The organism is Microbacterium sp. No. 7 (genome assembly GCF_001314225.1).
In the GTDB taxonomy this organism is placed as follows: domain Bacteria; phylum Actinomycetota; class Actinomycetes; order Actinomycetales; family Microbacteriaceae; genus Microbacterium.
Genome location: NZ_CP012697.1, coordinates 1457002 through 1476662 on the forward strand (window position 1 = coordinate 1457002; position 19661 = coordinate 1476662).

Genomic DNA, 19661 nt, shown 5'->3' on the forward strand with positions numbered 1-19661 from the left:
GGCTCAGCGGCCGGTCTTCGGGGCGAACACCTTCGCGACGATGCGCGCGACGAGGTTCAGCACCATGACGATGAGGATGAGGGTGAGGGCGCCCGCCCAGGCGCGGTCGACATAGGCCTCCGCGGGGATGCCCTGGTAGGCGTACTGCGAGTAGATGTAGACGGGCAGCGTCTGCATGCGGCCGTCGAACAGGTTGTAGTTCATCGAGTCGGTGAACCCGGCCGTGATGAGCAGCGGGGCGGTCTCGCCGATGACGCGGGCGACGGCGAGCATGACGCCCGTCGTGATGCCGGCGATCGAGGTGGGCAGCACGACCTTGACGATCGTGAGCCACTTCGGCACGCCGAGCGCGTACGAGGCCTCGCGCAGCTCGTTGGGCACGAGCCGCAGCATCTCCTCCGTCGAGCGCACCACGACCGGGATCATGAGCACCGACAGGGCGATCGCGCCGACGACGCCCATGCGCACGCCGGGTCCGAAGATGAGCGCGAACACGGCGTAGGCGAACAGACCCGCGACGATCGAGGGGATGCCGGTCATGACGTCGACGAGGAAGGTGATCGACCGCGCGAGCCGGTTGTTCGCGCCGTACTCGACCAGGTAGACGGCCGTCATGAGGCCGATCGGGATCGAGATGACCGCGGCCGCGAGCGTGATCAGGAGCGTGCCCATGATCGCGTGCAGGCCGCCGCCGCCCTCGCCGAGGGCGCCGCGCATCGACGTCGAGAAGAACTCGGCGTCGAAGCGGGCGAAGCCGTTGGCGATCACCGTGATCGACACGGAGATCAGCGGGATCATCGCGATGCCGAAGGCGAGGGTCACGACGCCCGTGATGAAGCGGTCGACCGCGCGGCGGCCGCCCTCGACGATGCGGGAGATCGCGTAGATGAGCACGAGGTAGACGACGGCGCCGAGGGCGAGCCATCCGCCGAGCGAGAACTCGTCGCCGCTCGCGCCCGCGACGACGCCGAGCACGGCGGCCGACACGGCGAAAGAGGCGGCCAGGAGCGCCCAGGGGGCCCAGTTCGGCAGCTTGCCGCTGGTGAGACCCGCCTTCGTGCGGGTGGGGGCCGCGGGTGCGGGAACGGTGGTGGTCATGTCAGTTCGCTCCCGAGAATTCCTTGCGGCGGCTGACGATCCAGCGCGCGATCGCGTTGACGGCGAAGGTCACGACGAAGAGGATGAGGCCGGTCGCGATCAGCACGTTGATGTTCAACTGGTAGGCCTCGGGGAAGGTGAGGGCGATGTTCGCGGCGATCGTCGTGGGGTTCTGCGACGTGAGCAGCTGGAAGGTGACGACGTTCGTCGCCGACAGCACCATCGCGACCGCCATCGTCTCGCCGAGCGCGCGGCCCAGGCCGAGCATCGAGGCCGAGACGATGCCGGAGCGGCCGAACGGCAGCACGGCCATGCGGATCATCTCCCAGCGCGTGGCGCCCAGGGCGAGGGCCGCCTCTTCGTGCAGGCGCGGGGTCTGCAGGAAGATCTCGCGGCAGATCGCGGTGATGATCGGCACGACCATGACCGCGAGCACGAGAGCGGCGGTGAGGATCGTGCGACCGCTCGCGAGCACCTGGCCGGAGAAGAGCGGGAACCAGCCGAGGTTCTCGTTGAGCCACTGGTAGGTGGGCACGACGGCCGGCGCGAAGACGAGGATGCCCCACAGGCCGAAGACGACCGACGGCACGGCGGCGAGCAGGTCGACGATGTAGCCGAGGCCCTGGGCGAGCCGACGGGGCGCGTAGTGCGTGATGAACAGCGCGATGCCGAGCGACAGCGGCACGGCGACGAGGAGGGCGAGGAAGGCCGCCCAGATCGTGCCGAACAGCAGCGGCAGCACGTATTCCCAGAAGTTGGTCTTGAGGAGCGACGCGTCTTCGCTCGTGAGCCCGAAGGCGGGGATCGACTGGACGATGAGGAAGATCGCGACGGCCGCCAGAGTGACGACGATCATGGATCCCGCAAAGAGGGCGGTGCCGGAGAACCAGATGTCTCCCGGGCGCTTCTTCGCCGTGATCTGCGACGGGGCCTCGGCGGTTGTGGCGGTCATCAGTGCCGTTTCTTCTCGCTGGAGGGGGGTGAGCGGGGGAGCGGCCTCCCGGCGCGGTGAGGCGCCGGGAGGCCGCGGGTCCGTCTTTACTTGATGAGCTCGATCGCGGCGAGCGACTTCGTGCGCAGCTCGTCCGAGATGGGGGCGCTGCCGGCGTTGGCAGCTGCGGCGTCCTGGCCCTCGGGGCTCACGACGGTCGAGAAGAAGCCGCGCACGAGGGCCGCGGTGTTCTCGTCGTCGTACTGCTCGCAGGCGATGAGGTAGCTCACCAGCAGCACGGGGTAGGCGCCGGCGGCGGTCGTCGTGCGGTCGATCTCGAAGGCGAGGTCGCCCGACGAGCGGCCGTCCTCGATCGCCGAGGCGTCGAGCGTCGCGGCGGCGCCCTCGGCCGAGTGGCCGACGAACGCGTCGCCGACCTTGACGTTCACCGACGAGAAGGGCTCGGCCTGCGAGGCGTCGATGTAGCCGATCGAGCCCTCGCCCGCCTTGACGGCGTTGGCGACGCCCGAGGTCTTCTCGGCGGCCTCGCCGACGACGCCCGCGGGCCACTCCTCGACGCTGCCCCAGGTCCACACGTCGGCGGCGGTGGCGGCGAGGTAGTCGGTGAAGTTGCCCGTGGTGCCCGACTTGTCGGAGCGGTGCACGGGGTTGATGGCCGTGGCGGGCAGGTCGACGCCCGCGTTGGTCGCGGCGATGGCCGGGTCGTTCCACGTCGTGATCGTGCCCGCGAAGATGCCGGCGATGGTCGCCGCGTCGAGGTCGAGCGCGTCGATGCCGGGGAGGTTGAAGATGATCGCGATGGGCGAGATGTAGGCGGGGATCTCCACGAGGCCCGAGCCGTCGGAGCAGGCGCTGAAGGTGCCCTCGGCGATCTCGTCGATCTTGAACGCGCGGTCGGAGCCGGCGAACTGGACGGCGCCCTGCTGGAACGACTCGCGGCCCGTGCCCGAGCCGGCCGGGTCGTACTCGACCTGCGCGTCGGGGTTGGCGGCGAGGAAGGCCTGCGACCAGGACTGGATGGCGACCTGCTGCGACGAGGCGCCCGAGCCGACGATGCGGCCCGAGAGCGCGTCGGTCGTGGGGGCGTCGCTCGTGCTGGTGGCGCTGGAGGTGTCGTCGCCTCCGGCGGGGGTCTCGTTCGAGGCGCAAGCGGTGAGCGCGAGGGCCGACACGGCGACGACGGCGCCCAGGGAAGCGATGCGGTTGAGCTTCACGAGTGTTCCTTCTGGTATCAGGGACGCGCCCTGCTGCCGGGCGCTTGCTCGCGACAGTAGACGCGGACCCTTACCAGAGTGGGCACTGCGGATGAACGCCAGGTGAACAGCCGTTCCGCGGTCGCGCGGGCCGGCGTCGTCGCGCCGGCGTCCTCGCGTCTACAGACGCGATTCGTGGGTCTCGATCGCGACGATGCCGGAGCCCGGGTTCGACGCCGAGAGGTGCACGACCGAGAACCCGGCGACCGGCAGGGCCGCGGCGCTCGTGAGATACGAGCCGTGCAGCGTGCCGGTGGCGAGGGCGAGCTCGGAGAGCATGTCGGGCAGCACGGGCCCGTGGCCGCACACGACGGCGGGGACCCGCGCGCGCACGCGCTTGCCGATGACGAGCCGCGGGTTGGCGCGCCCGGCCTCCCAGAGGTCCTGGCTGATCAGCGTCGTGCGCGAGATGGGCAGGCGCAGCGCCTTGGCGAGCGGTCGCACGGTCTGCACGCACCGCAGCGCGTCGCTCGTCACGATGCGCTGCACGCCGAAGGCCGACAGGGGGCCGACGGCGGCGTGCGCCTGCGCGACGCCGCGCGTCGTGAGGGGGCGCGACGCGTCGGGCTTCGTCCATCCCGACCGCGGGGTCGCCTTGCCGTGCCGCAGCACGATGACGGGGAAGGTGCTGAGCACGCCGTCGTCCACGAACCGCAGGAAGTTCTCCAGGATCTCCACGTCGACGGGGTAGCTGAGCCGCTTCAGCGCCTTCTTGGGGCTCAGCCACTCGATCGCCGCGATCTCGCGGTTCGGCACGAACTGCGACTGCCGGATCGCGTCGGGCGTCGCCTCGGCCGCCCAGTAGTGCACGATCTTCTCGCGGCCCTTCGGCATGCGGTAGCGCGAGACGCCCACGGGGATGCCGAGGGCGACGCGGATGCCGGTCTCCTCCAGGATCTCGCGGGCGGCCGTCTCGGCCAGCGTCTCGCCGGGGTCGACCTTGCCCTTGGGCAGGGTCACGTCGACGTACGCCGTGCGGTGGATGACGAGGATCTTGAGCTTGTCCTCGACCATCCGCCACACGACGCCGCCGGCCGCGTAGACCGCGGTCTCCGTCATCGCACCGCGCGTGAGCGGCGCCGACGCTGCACCTGGCTCATGGTCAGCTCCTGCAGGTCGGTCAGCGGCTGACCGTCGGCATCGAGGTGACGTCGGGTCCATGCCCCCTCGGCGCCGAGATGCCACGAGCTGGTCGCGTCGCTCACCGCCGTGTCGAACAGCTCGAGGAGCTCCTTGACGTGCTCGGGCGCCGTGACGCGCACGAGCGCCTCGACGCGCCGGTCGAGGTTGCGGTGCATCATGTCGGCGCTGCCGATGTACACCTGCGGGTCGCCGTCGTTCGCGAACGCGAAGATGCGGGAGTGCTCCAGGTAGCGGCCCAGGATCGAGCGCACCGTGATGTTGTCGCTGACGCCCGGCAGGTCGGTGCGCAGCGAGCAGATGCCGCGCACCCACACGTCGACGCGCACGCCGGCCTGGCTCGCCCGGTAGAGCGCGTCGATGATCTGCTCGTCGACCATCGAGTTGACCTTGATGCGCACGTGGGCGGGCCTGCCCTCCAGCGCGTTGGCCCGCTCGGTCTCGATGTGCCGCAGCAGGCCCTTGCGCAGGTGCAGCGGCGCGACGAGGAGGCGCTTGAACTTCTTCTCGATCGCGTAGCCGCTCAGCTCGTTGAAGAGGCGGGTGAGGTCGCGGCCCACCTGCGCGTCGCACGTGAAGAGGCCGAAGTCCTCGTAGATGCGGCTCGTCTTGGGGTTGTAGTTGCCCGTGCCGATGTGGCTGTAGCTGCGCAGGGCGCCGTCTTCCTCGCGGATGATGTGCAGCAGCTTGCAGTGCGTCTTGAGGCCGACGAGGCCGTAGACGACGTGCACGCCCGCCTTCTCGAGCTTGCGCGCCCACACGATGTTGGCGGCCTCGTCGAAGCGGGCCTTGACCTCGACGAGCGCGAGCACCTGCTTGCCGCGCTCGGCGGCGTCGATGAGCGCCTGCACGATGGGGCTGTCGCCCGACGTGCGGTACAGCGTCTGCTTGATGGCCAGCACGTGCGGGTCGCGCGCCGCCTGCTCGAGGAAGGCCACGACGCTCGTCGTGAACGACTCGTACGGGTGGTGCACGAGCACGTCGCCCTTGCGGATGGCCGAGAAGAAGTCGGCTTTGCCGTTCTGCTCCGCCGGCTGGAAGGCGGGAGCCGTCTTGGGCACGTGCGGCGGGAAGCGCAGCTCCGGCCGGTCGATGCGCGACAGGTCGAACAGGCCGCGCAGGTCGAGGATGCCGGGAAGGCGGTAGACCTCCTGCTCGGTGATGTCGAGCTCGCTGATGAGCAGGTCGAGGGTGACCTGGTCCATCCGCTCCGTGACCTCGAGCCGGATGGGCGGGCCGAAGCGGCGGCGCAGCAGCTCCGCCTCCAGCGCCTGGATGAGGTTCTCGGTCTCGTCCTCCTCGATCACGACGTCCTCGTTGCGCGTGAGGCGGAACGTGTGGTGCTCGAGGATCTCCATGCCCGGGAACAGGTCGCCGAGGTGCTCGGAGATCAGGTACTCCAGCGGCAGGTAGCGGCTCACGCCGTCCTCGCCGCCGGGCACCGGCACGAAGCGCGGCAGCATCGGCGGCACCTTGAGGCGGGCGAACTCCTGGCGTCCGGTCTTGGCGTTGCGGATGCGGATCGCGAGGTTGAGCGAGAGCCCCGAGATGTAGGGGAACGGGTGCGCCGGGTCGACCGCGAGCGGCATGAGCACGGGGAACACCTGCGCCTGGAAGTAGTCGTAGAGCGCGGTGCGCTCCTGCTCGTTCAGGTCCTCCCAGATCACGACCTGGATGCCGGCCGAGGCCAGCGCCGGGCGCACGAGCTCCTCCCACGCCGCCGCGTGGCGCAGCTGCAGCGTGTGCGCGCTCGCCGAGATGTCGGCGAGCACGTCCTGCGGCGCGCGGCCGATGTTGGTCGGCACGGCGAGGCCGGTGATGATGCGGCGCTTGAGGCCGGCGACGCGCACCATGAAGAACTCGTCGAGGTTGCTCGCGAAGATCGCGAGGAAGTTCGCGCGCTCCAGCGTCGGCAGGTTCGGGTCCTCGGCCAGCTCGAGCACGCGCTGGTTGAACGCGAGCCAGCTCAGCTCGCGGTCCGTGTACCGCTGGTCGGGGAGCTGAGCGTCCGGCTCGCTCGTCGCCTCGTCAAAGTCGTCGTCGTCTGCGTCTTCGAGACCGGCATCCAGTGCCTCGCTGTCGATCATGAGTTCATCATGTCAGGACGGTGCGGGCGATCGCGATGCGGCAACCGTTTCTTCTCCGAACGTTCTCCTGAGGGCACTGTCGCGCGTCACCTCGGGGTCAGGACGCGGCGTCCTCGTCGTCGACGTTGAAGCGGTAGCCGACGTTGCGCACGGTGCCGATGAGCTGCTCGGCCTCGCCGAGCTTGGCGCGCAGGCGCCGCACGTGCACGTCGACCGTGCGGGTGCCGCCGAAGTAGTCGTAGCCCCACACCTCGCTGAGCAGCTGCTCGCGCGTGAACACGCGCGAGGGGTGCGTCGCGAAGAAGTGCAGGAGCTGGAACTCCTTGTACGTCAGGTCGAGGGGGCGCCCGTGGATCTTCGCGGAGTACGACGACTCGTCGATCGTGATGCCCGACGTCTGCACGCGTGTGGAGGCCTGCTGCGACGAGGCGCGGCCGAGCGCGAGGCGGATGCGCGCGTCGACCTCGGCGGGGCCGGCGTCGGCGAGCACGACGTCGTCGATGCCCCAGTCGGCCGACACCGCCGTCAGCCCGCCCTCGGTCACGACGACGACGACGGGGATCTCCAGGCCGGTCGCCTGCAGTACCTTGCACAGCGACTTCGCGTCGGCGAGATCGGTGCGCGCGTCGACGACGACGGCGTCCGCTCGCGGCGCGTGGATCAGCTGCGCCGCCTCGGCGGGCAGGACACGGGTGCGATGGCTGAGAAGCTCCAGCGCGGGCAGCGCGAGGCCGTCCGCTGCGGAACTGAGTACGAGCAGCTCGGCCACGCAGCTCCTTTCCGCCACGATCTGGCGCTCCTAGGCCCCCAATCCTAGTAAAGACCGAGAGCGCGCGTGCGCAACAATAGGGGAATGACGGTATCGGAGTTCGCGTCGCCCCGCAGCATCCGCGGCATCGTCGGCGTGTGGGTGGTCGCGGTCGTCGCCGCGCTGGCGCTCGGCGTGCTCGCGCCGGTCGAGCTGCGCGCCGTCTGGCTCTCGCTCGGGTTCGCCGGCTGCGTCGTGATCGCCTTCGTCGTGCAGCTCATGGGCGGCCGGGCCGAGGGCTTCATCCAGCGCGTGGCGGCGAGCGTGCTCGGCGCGCTCCTGGCGATGGGGCTGATCGGCCTCGGGTTCGGCCTGTCGTCGATGGTCGGGGTCTGAGCCGGCGCGCTAGAGTAGAGGCATGGACCTCCTTGCCCTTGAGCTTTTCTTCATCGGGTTGCTCGGCCTCGCGGGGCTCGCGATCGCGTTCGTCTCCGGCGTCGTGATCAAGAACCTGTATCGCGGCCAGCGCTGACCGACGTGCTCGAGCTGCCGACCGACCTCCCGGCGGATCTCGCGCCCCTGGCGTGGCTGCTCGGCGTCTGGGAGGGCTCCGGCGTCATCGACTACGAGGCGAACGGCACCCGCTACTCCGGCGAGTTCGCGCATCGCGTGAGCTTCAGCCACGACGGCGGCGACTACCTCAACTACTCCGCGGAGGCCTGGATGCTCGGCGACGAGCGCACGCCGCTGGTCGCCGAGACGGGGTACTGGCGCGTCGTGCGCCCCGCGGGCGAGGAGGACCCGGGCCCGGGCCTTCTGCCGCCGCTCGTGCGCCGCGAGAGCGCGCGTACCGTCGACGACGTCGAGACGCTGCGCAACGCCGACGGCGGCTTCGGGCTGGAGGTCGCCCTCGTGCACTCCGACGGCGTGAGCGAGCTGTACCTGGGCCAGGCGAAGGGCCCCCGCATCGACCTGGCGACCGACGCCGTCGTGCGCGGCGCGGGCGCCAAGCCGTACACCGCGGCCACGCGCATGTACGGCCTCGTCGAGGGCCACCTGCTCTGGGTGTGGGACATCGCGGCGCTCGGCGCGCCGCTCGCCTCGCACGCCTCCGCGAGACTGGCACGGTCGGAATGAGCAGCCTCGGCGCGCTGCCCGGTGCGGTCGTCGACGACGGGGTGCTCGCCCACCTCGGCAATCCGCTGGGCGAGCAGCGGGCGCTGCGCGCGGGTCGCGCGCTCGCACCGCTGGGTGCTCGCGCGGTGCTCGCGGTGACGGGCGAGGACCGCCTCTCGTGGCTCGACTCGATCAGCTCGCAGTCGCTCGCGCGCCTGCCCGCGGGCGTCTCGACGGAGACCCTCGTGCTCGACCCGCACGGTCACGTGGAGCACGCGGCCGGCGTCGTCGACGACGGCGAGAGCACGTGGCTCCTCGTCGACCGCGCGCGGAGCGACGACCTGCTCGCATGGCTGCGGCGCATGCGCTTCCGCCTGCGGGTCGACCCGCAGGACCGGTCGGAGACCCACGCCGTCGTGGCCGGGACAGTCGCCGCCGTGGCCGCGCTGACCGCGGACGCCGTCTGGCACGACCCGTGGCCCGGCGTCGCCGACGGCGGCTGGGGGTACGCGCACGCCGAACCGCACCCCGGCGCGGAGCGCGACTGGTGCGAGGCGGTCGTGAGCCGCGACGAGCTCGACGCTCTCGCCGCCGCGGCGGCTCGCGGCGAGCGGGAGCTCGCGGGCGCCCTGGCGGCCGACGCGCTGCGCGTCGCGGCCTGGCGTCCCGCGGCCGGCGAGGTCGACGGCCGCACGCTGCCACACGAGGTCGACTGGCTGCGCACCGCCGTGCACCTCGACAAGGGCTGCTACCGCGGCCAGGAGACCGTCGCGAAGGTGCACAACCTCGGTCGTCCGCCGCGGCGCCTCGTGTCGCTGCAGCTCGACGGCAGCGACGTCCTGCTGCCCGAGCCCGGAGCCGAGGTACAGGCGGAGGGCGAGACCGTCGGCCGGATCACGTCGGCCGCACGGCATTTCGAGGAGGGGCCCATCGCCCTCGCGCTGGTGACGCGCACGCTCGCGGTCGACGCCCCGCTCACGGTCGTCGCCGGCGACGAGACGGTCGCCGCGGCACAGGAGACGATCGTGCCGCCGGACGCCGGCCGCACGGTCGCGGTCCCACGCCTGCCGCGCCTCTCCCGCCGCAGGTGACGGTGTCGGGTCCCGCGACCGCGCCGATCCGTCCCGGTCTGCCGGGACGCATCGATCGCGGTCGCGCAAGCCTCGCGCTCCGCGCGGCGCGCGTGCGGGGCACGGTTCCCGCGACCGTCCAGATCGCGGTCGCAGCGACCGTCGCGTTCGTCGTCGCGCACTACGTGCTCGGACACGAGTCGCCGCTGCTGGCCGGGACCGTGACCATCTCGAGCCTCGGGCTGGTGCGCGACGCACGGCCGATCCGCGTGCTGGAGACGGTCGTCGGCATGGTGCTGGGCATCTTCGTGGCCGAGACGATCGTGCTGCTCGCCGGAGCCGGCTGGTGGCAGCTGGCGATGGCTCTCATCCTCACGATCCTGATCGCGCGCTTCCTGTCGTCGCACGCGAGCTTCGCGATCGCCGCGGCCATCCAGTCGTTCATCGTCCTGGCGCTGCCGGCCAGCGGCGTGCCCTATCTGCGGCTCCTGGACGGCCTGGTCGGCGCCGCCGCGGCGCTGCTGGCGACCGTGCTGATCCCGCGCAACCCGGTTCGCGCGGTGACCGCCGACGGTCATGTCCTGTTCGCACGGTTCGAGGCGGCCTCGCGCGCCGTCGTCCAGGGGCTGCGCCGGGGCGATCGACACCGGGCGGAGCGCGGGCTGGAGCGCGCCCGGGCGACGCAGGCCGCCGTCGACGCCTGGGCGGAGTCGCTCGACTCGGGTGCGGCCGTCGCTCGGATCTCCCCGTTGCTGCGGCGGCAGAGATCCGAGCTGGCCCGTCAGCAGCGGGTGCTCGCGAACATGGACTACGCCGTGCGCAACCTCCGGGTGATCGCCCGTCGCGCCGCGTACCTGTGCGACGACGGGACGGCGCGGCCCGTGCCCGCCGACCTGCTCGCGGAGCTGGTGCGCGGCGCGGACCTGATCGCACAGTCGCTCACGGACATCGCCTACGAGCCGGCGGCGCAGAGCGCGCTGCGTGCCGTGGCCACCCGCCTGCACCCCGAGGCGATCGCGGGGGCCTCGCTCGGAGAGGCGAACCTGATCGGTGCGCTGCGTCCTCTCGCGGTCGACCTGCTGACGGCCTCGGGCGTGCCGCCGTCCGAAGCCCGCGCCGCCCTTCCGCGGGGGTGAGCCCTCGGTCAGGCGGCCGGGGCGACCGCCGCCCACGGCACCGTCAGCTCGCCCAGTCGCCAGCGCGACCGGCTGCGGACCGGCCAGCCGGAGACCGCCATCGCCTCCAGGGCGGTGCGCCAGCGGTGCACGGGGCCGAACGCGGTCGTGGAGACGGCGCGGGTCCACTCCGCCTCGAGCCCGGCGAGGAGGGCATGAACCGGCTCGCCCGGGACGTTGCGGTGGATGAGCGCCTTGGGCAGGCGCTGCGCGGCGACGGCGGGGGAGTCGAGGCCTGTCAGCCGCAAGGAGATCGTGAGGGTGCGGGGCACGGCATCGGCCCCGACCTCGATCCACGTCGCGACGCGGCCGATCTCGTCGCACGTCCCCTCCACGAGGATGCCGTCCGGCTGCAGCCGCGCGCACATGCGCGCCCACGCGTCGGCGACGTCGCCCTCGTCGTACTGGCGCAGCACGTTGAACGCGCGCACGATCGCGGGCCGGCGTCCGCCCGGCAGGGGCACCTCGAAGCCGCCGCGCGCGTAGGAGACGCGCGCATCGGGCGCGAACGCCGTGCCGCCGGCGCGCACGACGGCCAGCTGCTGCCGGGCGCGCGCGACCCGGTCGGGGTCGATCTCGAGGCCCTGCACCTCGACGTCGGGCCGCGTCCGGCGCAGCCGCCGCTCGAGCTCGAGCACGGTCACCCCGCTCGCCCCGTAGCCGAGGTCGACGACGAGGGGGTCCGCGGCGCGGCGCAGCACGGGATGCCGGGCGATCCACCGGTCGACGCGGCGCAGCCGGTTGGTCCCGGTCGTCCCGCGCGTGATCCGGCCCACGGGCGCACCCGTCGCGGAATCCGGCCCCATGTCCCCCATGATGCCAGGGCCCGCGTCGATAGACTGGCCGCATGACCGCGCCATACACGCTGATCCTCCTCCGCCACGGGCAGAGCGAGTGGAACAAGACGAATCAGTTCACCGGCTGGGTGGACGTGAGGCTCACCGACCAGGGCAAGGCCGAGGCCCAGCGCGGCGGCGAGCTGCTGAAGGAGTCGGGCCTGCTCCCCGACGTGCTGCACACCTCGCTGCTCAGCCGGGCGATCCAGACCGCGAACATCGCGCTCGACGCCGCGGACCGCCTGTGGATCCCCGTGAAGCGCACGTGGCGCCTCAACGAGCGCCACTACGGCGCCCTCCAGGGCAAGGACAAGGCGCAGACCCTCGAGGAGTTCGGCCAGGAGCAGTTCATGCTGTGGCGCCGCTCGTTCGACGTGCCGCCGCCCCCGCTGCCGGCCGACGACCAGTACAGCCAGGTCGGCGACCCGCGCTACGCCGGCATCGACGGCGACGTGCCGCACACCGAGTCGCTCAAGATCGTGATCGACCGCATGCTCCCGTACTGGGAGTCGGACATCAAGCCCGACCTCGCGGCCGGCAAGACCGTGCTCGTGACGGCGCACGGCAACTCGCTGCGCGGCCTCGTCAAGCACCTCGACGGCATCAGCGACGCCGACATCGCCGAGCTGAACATCCCCACGGGCATCCCGCTGGTCTACCGCCTGGGCGAGGACTTCACGCCGCTCGGCGCCGGCGAGTACCTCGACCCCGAGGCCGCCGCCGCGGGCGCCGCCGCGGTCGCCAACCAGGGCAAGCAGTAGGCCGCGACGCGGAGAACGGAGGAGGGGGATGCCGGCCGGCATCCCCCTCCTCCGTTCTCCGCGGGTCGTCGGGCTCTCAGGCCTCGTCGCCGACGGCGATGTTCTCGATGTCGGCCTGCCAGTCGCCCGTCGCGAGGTACGCGACCTTCTTGGCGACCGAGACGGCGTGGTCGGCGAAGCGCTCGAGGTAGCGGCTGGCGAGGGTCGCGTCGACCGTCGCCGAGGCCTCGCCCTCCCAGCTGTCGCTGAGCACCTTCTCGAAGACCGAGACGTGGTGGTGGTCGAGACGGTCCTCGAGGTTGCGCAGCTCGTCGACCAGCGAGAGGTCGGAGTGGCGCAGCAGCTCGGTCAGGGTGCGGGCGACCTCGACGTCCAGCTCGCCCATCTTCTTGAACGTGCCCTTGAGGCCCTTGGGGATCGCGCGCTCGGGGAAGCGCATGCGGGTGAGCTGGGCGATGTGCTCGGCGATGTCGCCCATGCGCTCCAGCGAGGCGCTGATGCGCAGCGCCGCGACGACGATGCGGAGGTCGCGGGCGACGGGCTGCTGACGAGCAAGGATCTCGATCCCGAGCTCGTCGAGGGTGACGGCTTTGGCGTCGATGACCTCGTCGGCCTCGATGACCTCTTCGGCCAGCGCCACGTCGCTCGTCGCGAACGCGCGCGTCGCCTTGTCGATCGCGACCGTGACGAGCTCGCTGATCTCGACAAGGCGCGACTGCACGTCCTCGAGCGACTGGTGGAACACTTCGCGCATGGGAAACCTCTCTCCGGGCCGGCGGATGCGCCAACTCGGCGATCATCCCCCGAGAAGGTTAACGAACGGTGCCCCGGGCGTGAACTCTGCCCGACGCCGTCGGCACACGTCGTGCACGGATGCGGCGGCGCGCGCCGCCGCCGTACGCTGGAGGGCATGGAGTCGACCCAGGCGGCGCTCATCGCCCTCGGCGTCGGCGTGATCATCGGAGCGCTCGTCGTCGCGCTCGTCGTCATGGCCATGCGTGCCCGGGAGCTCCACGAGAAGACGTCGTCGACCGAGCTGCCCAGCGCGACCCACGCCGTGCTGCACGGCATGGACGACCTCGCCGTCGTCGTGGACACGTCGCTGCTGGTCGTGGCCGCGTCGCCGCCCGCCGAGATCTTCGGCATGCGCGAGAACGAGGTGCTGACCGGCGACGACCTGCGCTCGCTCGTGCGCGAGGCGCGGCGCACGCCGCATCCCGAGACCAAGACCCTCACCCTGCGCCGGGGCATGGAGGAGCGGCTCGTCGCCGTGCGGGCGACCGTCATCACCCCCCGGCTCACCCTCGTCGTGCTGCGGGACATCACCGAGCGCGAGCGCGTCGAGCAGATGCGCCGCGACTTCGTGGCCAACACGAGCCACGAGCTGAAGACCCCCGTCGGCGCCGTCACCCTGCTGGCGGAGGCGATCGAGTCGGCCGCCGACGACCCCGAGAGGGTGCGCGACTTCGCGGGGCGGCTGATCGTCGAGGCCTCGCGGCTGAGCCAGCTGACCGCCCGCATCATGAGCCTGTCGCGCGTGCAGTCGGCCGACGACTTCGCCTCGCTCAGCGACGTGGCCATCGACGAGGTCGTCGCGCTGGCGATCGAGTCGCAGGCGATGGCCGCCACGTCGGCGGGCATCGAGATCGTGCGGGGCGGGGTGCGGGGCGCCTACGTGCGCGGCGACGCCCAGGTGCTCACCGAGGCGATCGGCAACCTCGTCGCCAACGCGATCGCCTACTCGCCGTCGGGGGCGTCGGTCGGCATCGGCGTCACCGAGCGGGACGGCGTCGTCGAGATCGCCGTGTCCGATCGCGGCATCGGCATCCCCGAGGCGGAGCAGCAGCGGGTCTTCGAGCGCTTCTACCGCGCCGACCAGGCCCGGTCGCGGCGCACGGGGGGCACGGGGCTCGGCCTGTCGATCGTCAAGCACGCCGTGCAGCGGCACGGCGGCGAGATCGAGCTGTGGTCCCGGCCGGGCAAGGGATCGACGTTCACGGTGCGCATCCCGGCGATCGAGCCGCCGCCCGAGGCGATCGCCGCGGCGGCCGGCAAGGCGTCGACGAAGGTCAAGACCAAGGCCAAGGCGAAGAAGCGCAAGCGCGCCCTGGTGAAGGCGGTGAACGGGGGCCCGTCGGCGCCCGTGGAAGGAGAGAACGCATGACACGCGTGCTGATCGTCGAGGACGAGCCCGATCTGGCGGAGCCCCTCGCCTACCTGCTCGGCCGCGAGGGCTTCGAGGTCGAGATCGCCGAGGACGGGCCGAGCGGCCTGGAGCTGTTCTCGGCGCAGGGCGCCGACATCGTGCTGCTCGACCTCATGCTGCCCGGCATGCCCGGCACCGAGGTGTGCCGCATCATCCGCACGACGTCGAAGGTGCCGATCATCATGCTCACGGCGAAGGACTCCGAGGTCGACATCGTCGTGGGCCTCGAGCTCGGCGCCGACGACTACGTCACGAAGCCCTACTCGTCGCGCGAGCTGCTCGCGCGCATGCGGGCCGTGCTGCGGCGCTCCGACGCGGCGGACGCCGAGATCGAGGACCGCGTCCTGGTGGGCGGTCGCGTCGAGCTCGACATCGACCGCCACACCGTGGCTGTCGACGGGGCGCCCATCTCGATGCCGCTGAAGGAGTTCGAGCTGCTCGAGTTCCTGATGCGCAACGCCGGCCGCGTGCTGACGCGGGGTCAGCTCATCGATCGCGTCTGGGGGAGCGACTACTTCGGCGACACCAAGACGCTCGACGTGCACATCAAGCGCATCCGCTCACGCATCGAGCGCGTGCCGAAGCAGCCCGAGATGCTGCTGACCGTGCGCGGGCTCGGGTACCGCTTCGAGGCCTGAGCCCGGCCGCGAGGCAGGGCATCGAACCCGGCGCGCGGCCGCGGGCCGCCGGTTAGCTCTCGTCGGGGACGAAGTCGGCGAGGTAGGACAGCGTGCCATCGAGCACAGGGATGCTCTGCTCGGCGCCGTCGGCGCCCACCTGGAAGGTCGCCGTGGCGTAGGTGCCGGGAAGGTGGTCGACGCCCTCGAACAGCAGGGGGTCGACGCCCTCGAAGCCCAGGCTGACGGCGCTGCGCGCGGGCACGTCGACCGACTGCGTCGTGCCGCCCACGCCGATCTTGATCGTCTCGTCCTGGTCGGTGTCGTTGACGAGCGCGGCGAGCAGGTTCGCGGCGCTGCCGTCGTCGTTGGCCACCAGCAGCGCGTTGCGCACCGTGACCGGCCCGAAGTCGGCGATGTTGGTGCCCTCGGCGGGGGAGTACTGGATCGTCGTGGCCTGCGGCGCGACCATGTTGCAGCCCGTCGCACCGAGCACGACGGCGGCGCCGAGGGCGACGGAAGCGAGAACGCGCGACGTGCGCGAGGGGAATGCCGCACCGCGGTGTGTCGAAAGCACGAATCCTCCAGGTGTGTGGGGCAGACGACGATCGCTTCCATTCTAGGGGGCGCTTCTGCCTGCCTGAAGCAACGGATGCCGTGCTCCGTCCGACGGCTCCGTCCGTCCGGGTGTGCAGACTGCACTTCGCGACGGGGAAACTGGGACGGTAACGGCGATCCGGCGACGGGTGAGAATGTCAACCTCAGCTGGGCCCAGGGCGGCAATCTAAACGGGACCCACCCTGTGGTTTCTGGTCTTGGTTCCGGGCCCCGGTAGTATCTCGTTCATGAACTTCAACCGTTCCGCTTGGTGGTGGCTGCGATAGCAGCCGGTTGAAGTATGTTCACGGGCTGCACGGCAGCTCGTGGAACGGCCCGAGTACTCCGTGTAGCTCCCAATCATCGGGAGACACAAATGGAGTCCTTCATCGCAACCGCGCAACGCTCGGCAGAGGTCGCGGTCCTCGTGGCCGAGCACCCCGAGCACTTTCGAGTCCTCACGGGTGAGCGGCCGACTGGGCCGCTGCATCTGGGCCACTACTTTGGCACCATCAGGGAACGGGTGCGTCTCCAGCAGGCTGGCGTCGAGATGTTCCTCGTGCTCGCGGACTATCAGGTCATCACCGACCGAGACACGATGGCTCACGTTCGCGAGAACGTCTATAGCGCTGTGCTCGACTATCTCGCCGCGGGCATCGACCCGGAACGGACGACCATTTTCACCCACTCGTCGGTGCCGGCGCTGAATCAGTTGATGCTGCCGTTCCTGAGCTTGGTCACCGAGGCGGAACTGCATCGTAATCCGACCGTCAAAGCGGAACTCGCGGCGTCCGGGCGCGCGTTGAGCGGGTTGCTCTTGACCTATCCGGTGCACCAGGCGGCCGACATTCTGTTCTGCAAAGGCAATCTCGTGCCCGTCGGCAAGGACAACCTCCCGCATGTGGAGATGACTCGCGTGATCGCTCGACGGTTCAACGAGCGCTATGGGGATGTCTTCCCGGTTCCGGATGCGTTGATCACGTCGACGCCGGAGGTTCCGGGCTTGGACGGTCGGAAGATGTCGAAGAGCTACGGGAACGCGATCGCGTTATCTATGACACCGGACGAGACAGTTGCGGTGATTCGTCAGACTCGGACCGATCAGGACCGGCGGATCAGTTTCGATCCCGAGGACAGGCCTGGTGTTTCGGCGCTGTTGTCGACGGCCGCGCTGTGCCGCGGTGTCGAGCCAGCCGAGTTAGCCGACGAGATCGGTGATGGCGGCAGCAGCGCCCTGAAAGCCATGACGGCGACAGCCGTGAACGACTTCTTGGAACCGTTGCGCGTGAGGCGGCAAGCCTTCGCCAAAGACGAGGATCTCGTGCGGGCGATTCTTCGCCACGGCAATGAGGCTGCGAACACTTCGGCGGAGTCAACACTGGCCCAGGTGCGCGAAGCAATGGGGACGATCTACTAGGACCTCGGTCAGACCTGGTCAGTGAGTCGGCGGGTGTGGGCGAGGCGATAGGAGTCGGTGCCGGTTTCGATGATGCTGCCACCGAACGTGAGTCGGTCGACGATCGCAGCGCAGAGCCTCGGGTCGGTGAAGGTCCTCGTCCATCCGGAGAACGATTCGTTGGAGGCTATCGCGACGGAGTTCTTCTCTTCGCGTTCGGTGAGGACCTGGAACAGGAGCTCGGCTCCGCGGCGGTCGAGTTCCATGTAGCCGAGTTCATCGATGCAGAGCAAGTCGACGCGGCCGTAGCGAGCGATGGTGCGGGCGAGCTGCTTCTCGTCGGCGGCTTCGACGAGTTCGTTGACGAGTTTCGTCGCGAGCGTGTATTTGACCCGATAGCCCTTCTCTGCAGCCGCGGTTCCCAGACCGATCAGTAGATGCGATTTCCCGGTACCGGAGTCGCCGATGAGGCAGAGCGGTTCGCCTTTGCGGATCCAGTCACCGGTAGCGAGTTGGTGGATCGTGGCCGGGTTGATGTTCGGGTTCGCGTCGAAATCGAAGTCACCGAGCCACTTGCTCCGCGGGAAGCCAGCCGCAGACACGCGCCGAATCGAGGAGCGCCGATCGCGATCATCGCACTCCGCGAGCAGTAGCTCTGCCAGGAACCCTTGGTAGGACAGCTGCTCTCGGTTCGCGGTCACCAGGGCCTCGTCAACGACGGCGCGGACAGTCGGGAGCCGGAGACGCCGGCAGGCCTGATCGACAGCCGCGATCGCTGCTTCTTCGGTGAGCCCGCGTCTCCGGCGCAGCGTCGTCGTGACGGTGGTGGGTTTCGTGGTCATGTTCCCGTGGTTCCTTCCCGATCAATCGCTTCGTCCGTGAGCGTCGGGCGTGCCCGACGTTCCAAGAGTTCGTCGTAGCCGGCGACACTCGGCAGTGGTCTCGTGTCGGCCGGGAGACCTGCGATCACCGCGGCCGGATCAGCGAGACGGCGTTGGGTGAGACTGACAACTCGTTGCTCGCGGCCAGACGCGAGTTCACGGAGATGACCATGCAGGCCAGGCCCACCCGTCGAAGTTTGTCTGCGGGCTTCGACAGCGACGACATCGGCGGTGACTGCCCCGACTTGGAGTGCTGCGTGGATGCCGGCGATCACTTCCTCTGCGGGCATGCTCCGGTGCAGAAGCAGAACATCAATGAGGGCTCGCGTGCCGACGGCATCACCATCGGTCTTGCGGGCGGCCGCCCAGAACGCATCGTGGGCAGCCGTAAACACTCCGGCCTCCCGCGCCCTCGCTAAGGCGGTGGCTCCCGGGAGCGCTCCGGGCTTCTGACGCAACACCTCGAGGTAATGGTCGAGGACGACTGATTGTCCGCCGCGCGCGACAACTCGCTCATGGCGGGCAACTTCCTGGTGCCCGTCGAAAACGACGACCACGGACGCGCGTAATGAGACGCGGACGTTCCGGCCGATCAGATGGGCGGGGACGGAGTACTTCGCCATCCGAACCGTGATCAGACTCGACCTGTCGACCCGCGGATGCAGCGTCAGGCCTGGATCGAATCGCTCATACGGCAGCGGCGACAGCAGTGCCTGTTCGACGGCGAAGTCCTGGCCGACTGTGCGAATCCGCGACGCGATCCGCCGCCTGTCATCCGCCGCGTCCCAGGCGCGGATTCTCGCGTTGAGTTCTGCGAGGGAATCGACAACCGGCATGGGTGTCAAATGTGTTCGCCGGAACCGCCCGACCTCACCCTCAACGCCGCCCTTCTCATGTGCGCCCGTGATACCGGGTTGGCAGTAGAACGAATCGAACCCGTAGTGGGAGCGGAACAGCACCCACCGCTCGTTCTCGATCCGGCCGCGCCCGTTGCCATAGAGCACCGCCTGGACTGCCGATGTCAGATTGTCGTAACGGATATGCCGGGTCGGGATGCCGCCAATCTCTTCGAACGCATCAATGTGGCCCTCGAGGAATGCTTCCTGCGACTGAGTCGAATAAACCCGGTGGATCGCCTTCCCCGAGTGAGAGAGCCGGAACACGAACATGTGGCACTTCGTCTTCACCCCAGCTAGCACCACCCACACCTCGCCGAAATCGACCTCAGCCTCCGCACCTGGCTGGTGGTCTTGAGGGATGAAGACCTCCACCCGCCGGCCCGCGACCGCGTCGATCTCGGGCCGGCGAAAGCGGACGTAGTTACGAACAGTCGAATACGACAATTCAGTCGCTCCGTGCTCCTCAATAAGACGATCCAGTACCCGGGTCGCGGTGTGGCGCTGCTTCCTTGGTGCCGTCAGATCCTCCCGCAGCATCGCGTCGATCGCGGGCTTGAACCGGTCAAGCCTCGGCGCCGACCTCACCCGCGTCTTCTTCGGCGGCGGTTCCGGCGAAGCCAACGCCTGCCGCACCGTCGCTCGCCCAACGTGATGACGGCGCGCAAGCTCTCTGATCGAGAGCTCCTCCACCCGCGCATCACGCCGAATCGCCGCGAACACATCCACCCGAGATCCCATCCCAAACCTCCACCATCAGCATCCGGAACAACAGTTCCGTCAACGGTGGAGGTGGACTCGGCTCAGGCTGCCGTGGACACCCCGTCAAGCA

Annotated in this window: 19 protein-coding genes; 8 read left to right on the forward strand and 11 right to left on the reverse strand. The window is 70.0% G+C overall.

The genetic code is table 11. The annotated features are described in order from the left end of the window. Positions 1-3 precede the first annotated feature (3 nt). The 6 genes from pstA to AOA12_RS06650 all read right to left on the reverse strand — a co-directional run bounded on the left by pstA (position 4) and on the right by AOA12_RS06650 (position 7299). Positions 4-1098 (reverse strand): phosphate ABC transporter permease PstA, encoded by a 1095-nt coding sequence (gene pstA, locus AOA12_RS06625; RefSeq protein WP_054681331.1) that lies wholly within the window; start codon positions 1096-1098, stop codon positions 4-6. Between the two features lies 1 nt (position 1099). Next, complete coding sequence (pstC, locus tag AOA12_RS06630) at positions 1100-2050, reverse strand: phosphate ABC transporter permease subunit PstC (protein WP_054681333.1); 951 nt, start codon at positions 2048-2050, stop codon at positions 1100-1102. A gap of 86 nt (positions 2051-2136) precedes the next feature. Continuing rightward, positions 2137-3264, reverse strand: a complete 1128-nt coding sequence (pstS, locus tag AOA12_RS06635; protein ID WP_054681334.1) for a phosphate ABC transporter substrate-binding protein PstS — start codon at positions 3262-3264, stop codon at positions 2137-2139. A 159-nt stretch (positions 3265-3423) separates the two neighbouring features. Continuing rightward, complete coding sequence (locus AOA12_RS06640; RefSeq protein ID WP_054681336.1) at positions 3424-4362, reverse strand: NUDIX hydrolase; 939 nt, start codon at positions 4360-4362, stop codon at positions 3424-3426. After that, positions 4359-6530, reverse strand: a complete 2172-nt coding sequence (locus AOA12_RS06645) for an RNA degradosome polyphosphate kinase (RefSeq protein ID WP_054681338.1) — start codon at positions 6528-6530, stop codon at positions 4359-4361. Before AOA12_RS06645 ends, AOA12_RS06640 begins: the two co-directional genes overlap by 4 nt. A 97-nt stretch (positions 6531-6627) precedes the next feature. Further along, on the reverse strand, positions 6628-7299 hold the full coding sequence (locus AOA12_RS06650) for a response regulator transcription factor (RefSeq protein WP_054681340.1): 672 nt from the start codon (positions 7297-7299) through the stop codon (positions 6628-6630). Between the two features lie 84 nt (positions 7300-7383). Between AOA12_RS06650 and AOA12_RS06655 the strand changes: the two genes are divergently transcribed. The 4 genes from AOA12_RS06655 (at position 7384) to AOA12_RS06670 (ending at position 10600) form a co-directional block, all read left to right on the forward strand. After that, positions 7384-7674, forward strand: coding sequence for a hypothetical protein (locus tag AOA12_RS06655; RefSeq protein WP_054681341.1), 291 nt, complete (start codon positions 7384-7386; stop codon positions 7672-7674). 141 nt (positions 7675-7815) lie between these two features. After that, a complete protein-coding gene (locus tag AOA12_RS06660; protein ID WP_054681343.1) occupies positions 7816-8415 on the forward strand; it encodes an FABP family protein in 600 nt (199 codons plus the stop codon). Further along, the gene (gene ygfZ / locus AOA12_RS06665; RefSeq protein WP_054681344.1) at positions 8412-9485 is read left to right on the forward strand and encodes a CAF17-like 4Fe-4S cluster assembly/insertion protein YgfZ; all 1074 of its coding nucleotides are present in this window, start codon (positions 8412-8414) and stop codon (positions 9483-9485) included. The genes AOA12_RS06660 and ygfZ overlap by 4 nt, the downstream gene beginning before the upstream one ends. 2 nt (positions 9486-9487) lie before the next feature. Then, positions 9488-10600: an FUSC family protein gene (locus tag AOA12_RS06670; RefSeq protein WP_231637193.1), complete on the forward strand. Its 1113-nt coding sequence runs from the start codon at positions 9488-9490 to the stop codon at positions 10598-10600. Between the two features lie 8 nt (positions 10601-10608). On the opposite strand, the gene AOA12_RS06675 is transcribed toward AOA12_RS06670, so the two are convergent. Beyond that, positions 10609-11445 (reverse strand): hypothetical protein, encoded by an 837-nt coding sequence (locus AOA12_RS06675; protein WP_054686836.1) that lies wholly within the window; start codon positions 11443-11445, stop codon positions 10609-10611. Between the two features lie 41 nt (positions 11446-11486). Here AOA12_RS06675 and AOA12_RS06680 point away from each other — a divergent pair, with 41 nt between their 5' ends. Continuing rightward, positions 11487-12236, forward strand: a complete 750-nt coding sequence (locus tag AOA12_RS06680; RefSeq protein ID WP_054681347.1) for a phosphoglyceromutase — start codon at positions 11487-11489, stop codon at positions 12234-12236. Between the two features lie 76 nt (positions 12237-12312). On the opposite strand, the gene phoU is transcribed toward AOA12_RS06680, so the two are convergent. Continuing rightward, the gene (gene phoU, locus AOA12_RS06685) at positions 12313-12990 is read right to left on the reverse strand and encodes a phosphate signaling complex protein PhoU (protein WP_054681348.1); all 678 of its coding nucleotides are present in this window, start codon (positions 12988-12990) and stop codon (positions 12313-12315) included. A 156-nt stretch (positions 12991-13146) separates the two neighbouring features. On the opposite strand from phoU, the gene AOA12_RS06690 reads away from it, so the two are divergent. Together AOA12_RS06690 and AOA12_RS06695 are read left to right on the forward strand one after the other, a co-directional pair. Continuing rightward, the gene (locus AOA12_RS06690) at positions 13147-14400 is read left to right on the forward strand and encodes a sensor histidine kinase (protein WP_054681350.1); all 1254 of its coding nucleotides are present in this window, start codon (positions 13147-13149) and stop codon (positions 14398-14400) included. Continuing rightward, positions 14397-15080 carry a response regulator transcription factor gene (locus AOA12_RS06695; protein WP_054681351.1) on the forward strand — a complete coding sequence of 228 codons (684 nt, stop codon included), beginning with the start codon at positions 14397-14399 and terminating at the stop codon, positions 15078-15080. The genes AOA12_RS06690 and AOA12_RS06695 overlap by 4 nt, the downstream gene beginning before the upstream one ends. 52 nt (positions 15081-15132) lie before the next feature. Here AOA12_RS06695 and AOA12_RS06700 read toward each other — a convergent pair whose 3' ends face one another. Continuing rightward, positions 15133-15636 (reverse strand): hypothetical protein, encoded by a 504-nt coding sequence (locus tag AOA12_RS06700; RefSeq protein ID WP_054681353.1) that lies wholly within the window; start codon positions 15634-15636, stop codon positions 15133-15135. Between the two features lie 396 nt (positions 15637-16032). On the opposite strand from AOA12_RS06700, the gene trpS reads away from it, so the two are divergent. Next, positions 16033-17073 carry a tryptophan--tRNA ligase gene (gene trpS / locus AOA12_RS06705; protein WP_054679560.1) on the forward strand — a complete coding sequence of 347 codons (1041 nt, stop codon included), beginning with the start codon at positions 16033-16035 and terminating at the stop codon, positions 17071-17073. 8 nt (positions 17074-17081) lie between these two features. On the opposite strand, the gene istB is transcribed toward trpS, so the two are convergent. Continuing rightward, entirely contained in the window at positions 17082-17894 is an 813-nt protein-coding gene (gene istB / locus AOA12_RS06710; protein ID WP_054679557.1) for an IS21-like element helper ATPase IstB, read from the reverse strand. Next, positions 17891-19570, reverse strand: coding sequence for an IS21 family transposase (gene istA / locus AOA12_RS06715; protein WP_054679554.1), 1680 nt, complete (start codon positions 19568-19570; stop codon positions 17891-17893). The genes istB and istA overlap by 4 nt, the downstream gene beginning before the upstream one ends. Between the last annotated feature and the right edge of the window lie 91 nt (positions 19571-19661).

Coding starts and splice junctions, on each gene's coding strand:
- pstA (WP_054681331.1), bottom strand. CDS start 1,098: ATGACCACCACCGTTCCCGCACCCGCGGCCCCCACCCGCACGAAGGCG.
- pstC (WP_054681333.1), bottom strand. CDS start 2,050: ATGACCGCCACAACCGCCGAGGCCCCGTCGCAGATCACGGCGAAGAAG.
- AOA12_RS06640 (WP_054681336.1), bottom strand. CDS start 4,362: ATGACGGAGACCGCGGTCTACGCGGCCGGCGGCGTCGTGTGGCGGATG.
- AOA12_RS06645 (WP_054681338.1), bottom strand. CDS start 6,530: ATGATCGACAGCGAGGCACTGGATGCCGGTCTCGAAGACGCAGACGAC.
- AOA12_RS06655 (WP_054681341.1), top strand. CDS start 7,384: ATGACGGTATCGGAGTTCGCGTCGCCCCGCAGCATCCGCGGCATCGTC.
- ygfZ (WP_054681344.1), top strand. CDS start 8,412: ATGAGCAGCCTCGGCGCGCTGCCCGGTGCGGTCGTCGACGACGGGGTG.
- AOA12_RS06675 (WP_054686836.1), bottom strand. CDS start 11,445: ATGGGGCCGGATTCCGCGACGGGTGCGCCCGTGGGCCGGATCACGCGC.
- AOA12_RS06680 (WP_054681347.1), top strand. CDS start 11,487: ATGACCGCGCCATACACGCTGATCCTCCTCCGCCACGGGCAGAGCGAG.
- phoU (WP_054681348.1), bottom strand. CDS start 12,990: ATGCGCGAAGTGTTCCACCAGTCGCTCGAGGACGTGCAGTCGCGCCTT.
- AOA12_RS06690 (WP_054681350.1), top strand. CDS start 13,147: ATGGAGTCGACCCAGGCGGCGCTCATCGCCCTCGGCGTCGGCGTGATC.
- AOA12_RS06695 (WP_054681351.1), top strand. CDS start 14,397: ATGACACGCGTGCTGATCGTCGAGGACGAGCCCGATCTGGCGGAGCCC.
- trpS (WP_054679560.1), top strand. CDS start 16,033: ATGGAGTCCTTCATCGCAACCGCGCAACGCTCGGCAGAGGTCGCGGTC.
- istB (WP_054679557.1), bottom strand. CDS start 17,894: ATGACCACGAAACCCACCACCGTCACGACGACGCTGCGCCGGAGACGC.
- istA (WP_054679554.1), bottom strand. CDS start 19,570: ATGGGATCTCGGGTGGATGTGTTCGCGGCGATTCGGCGTGATGCGCGG.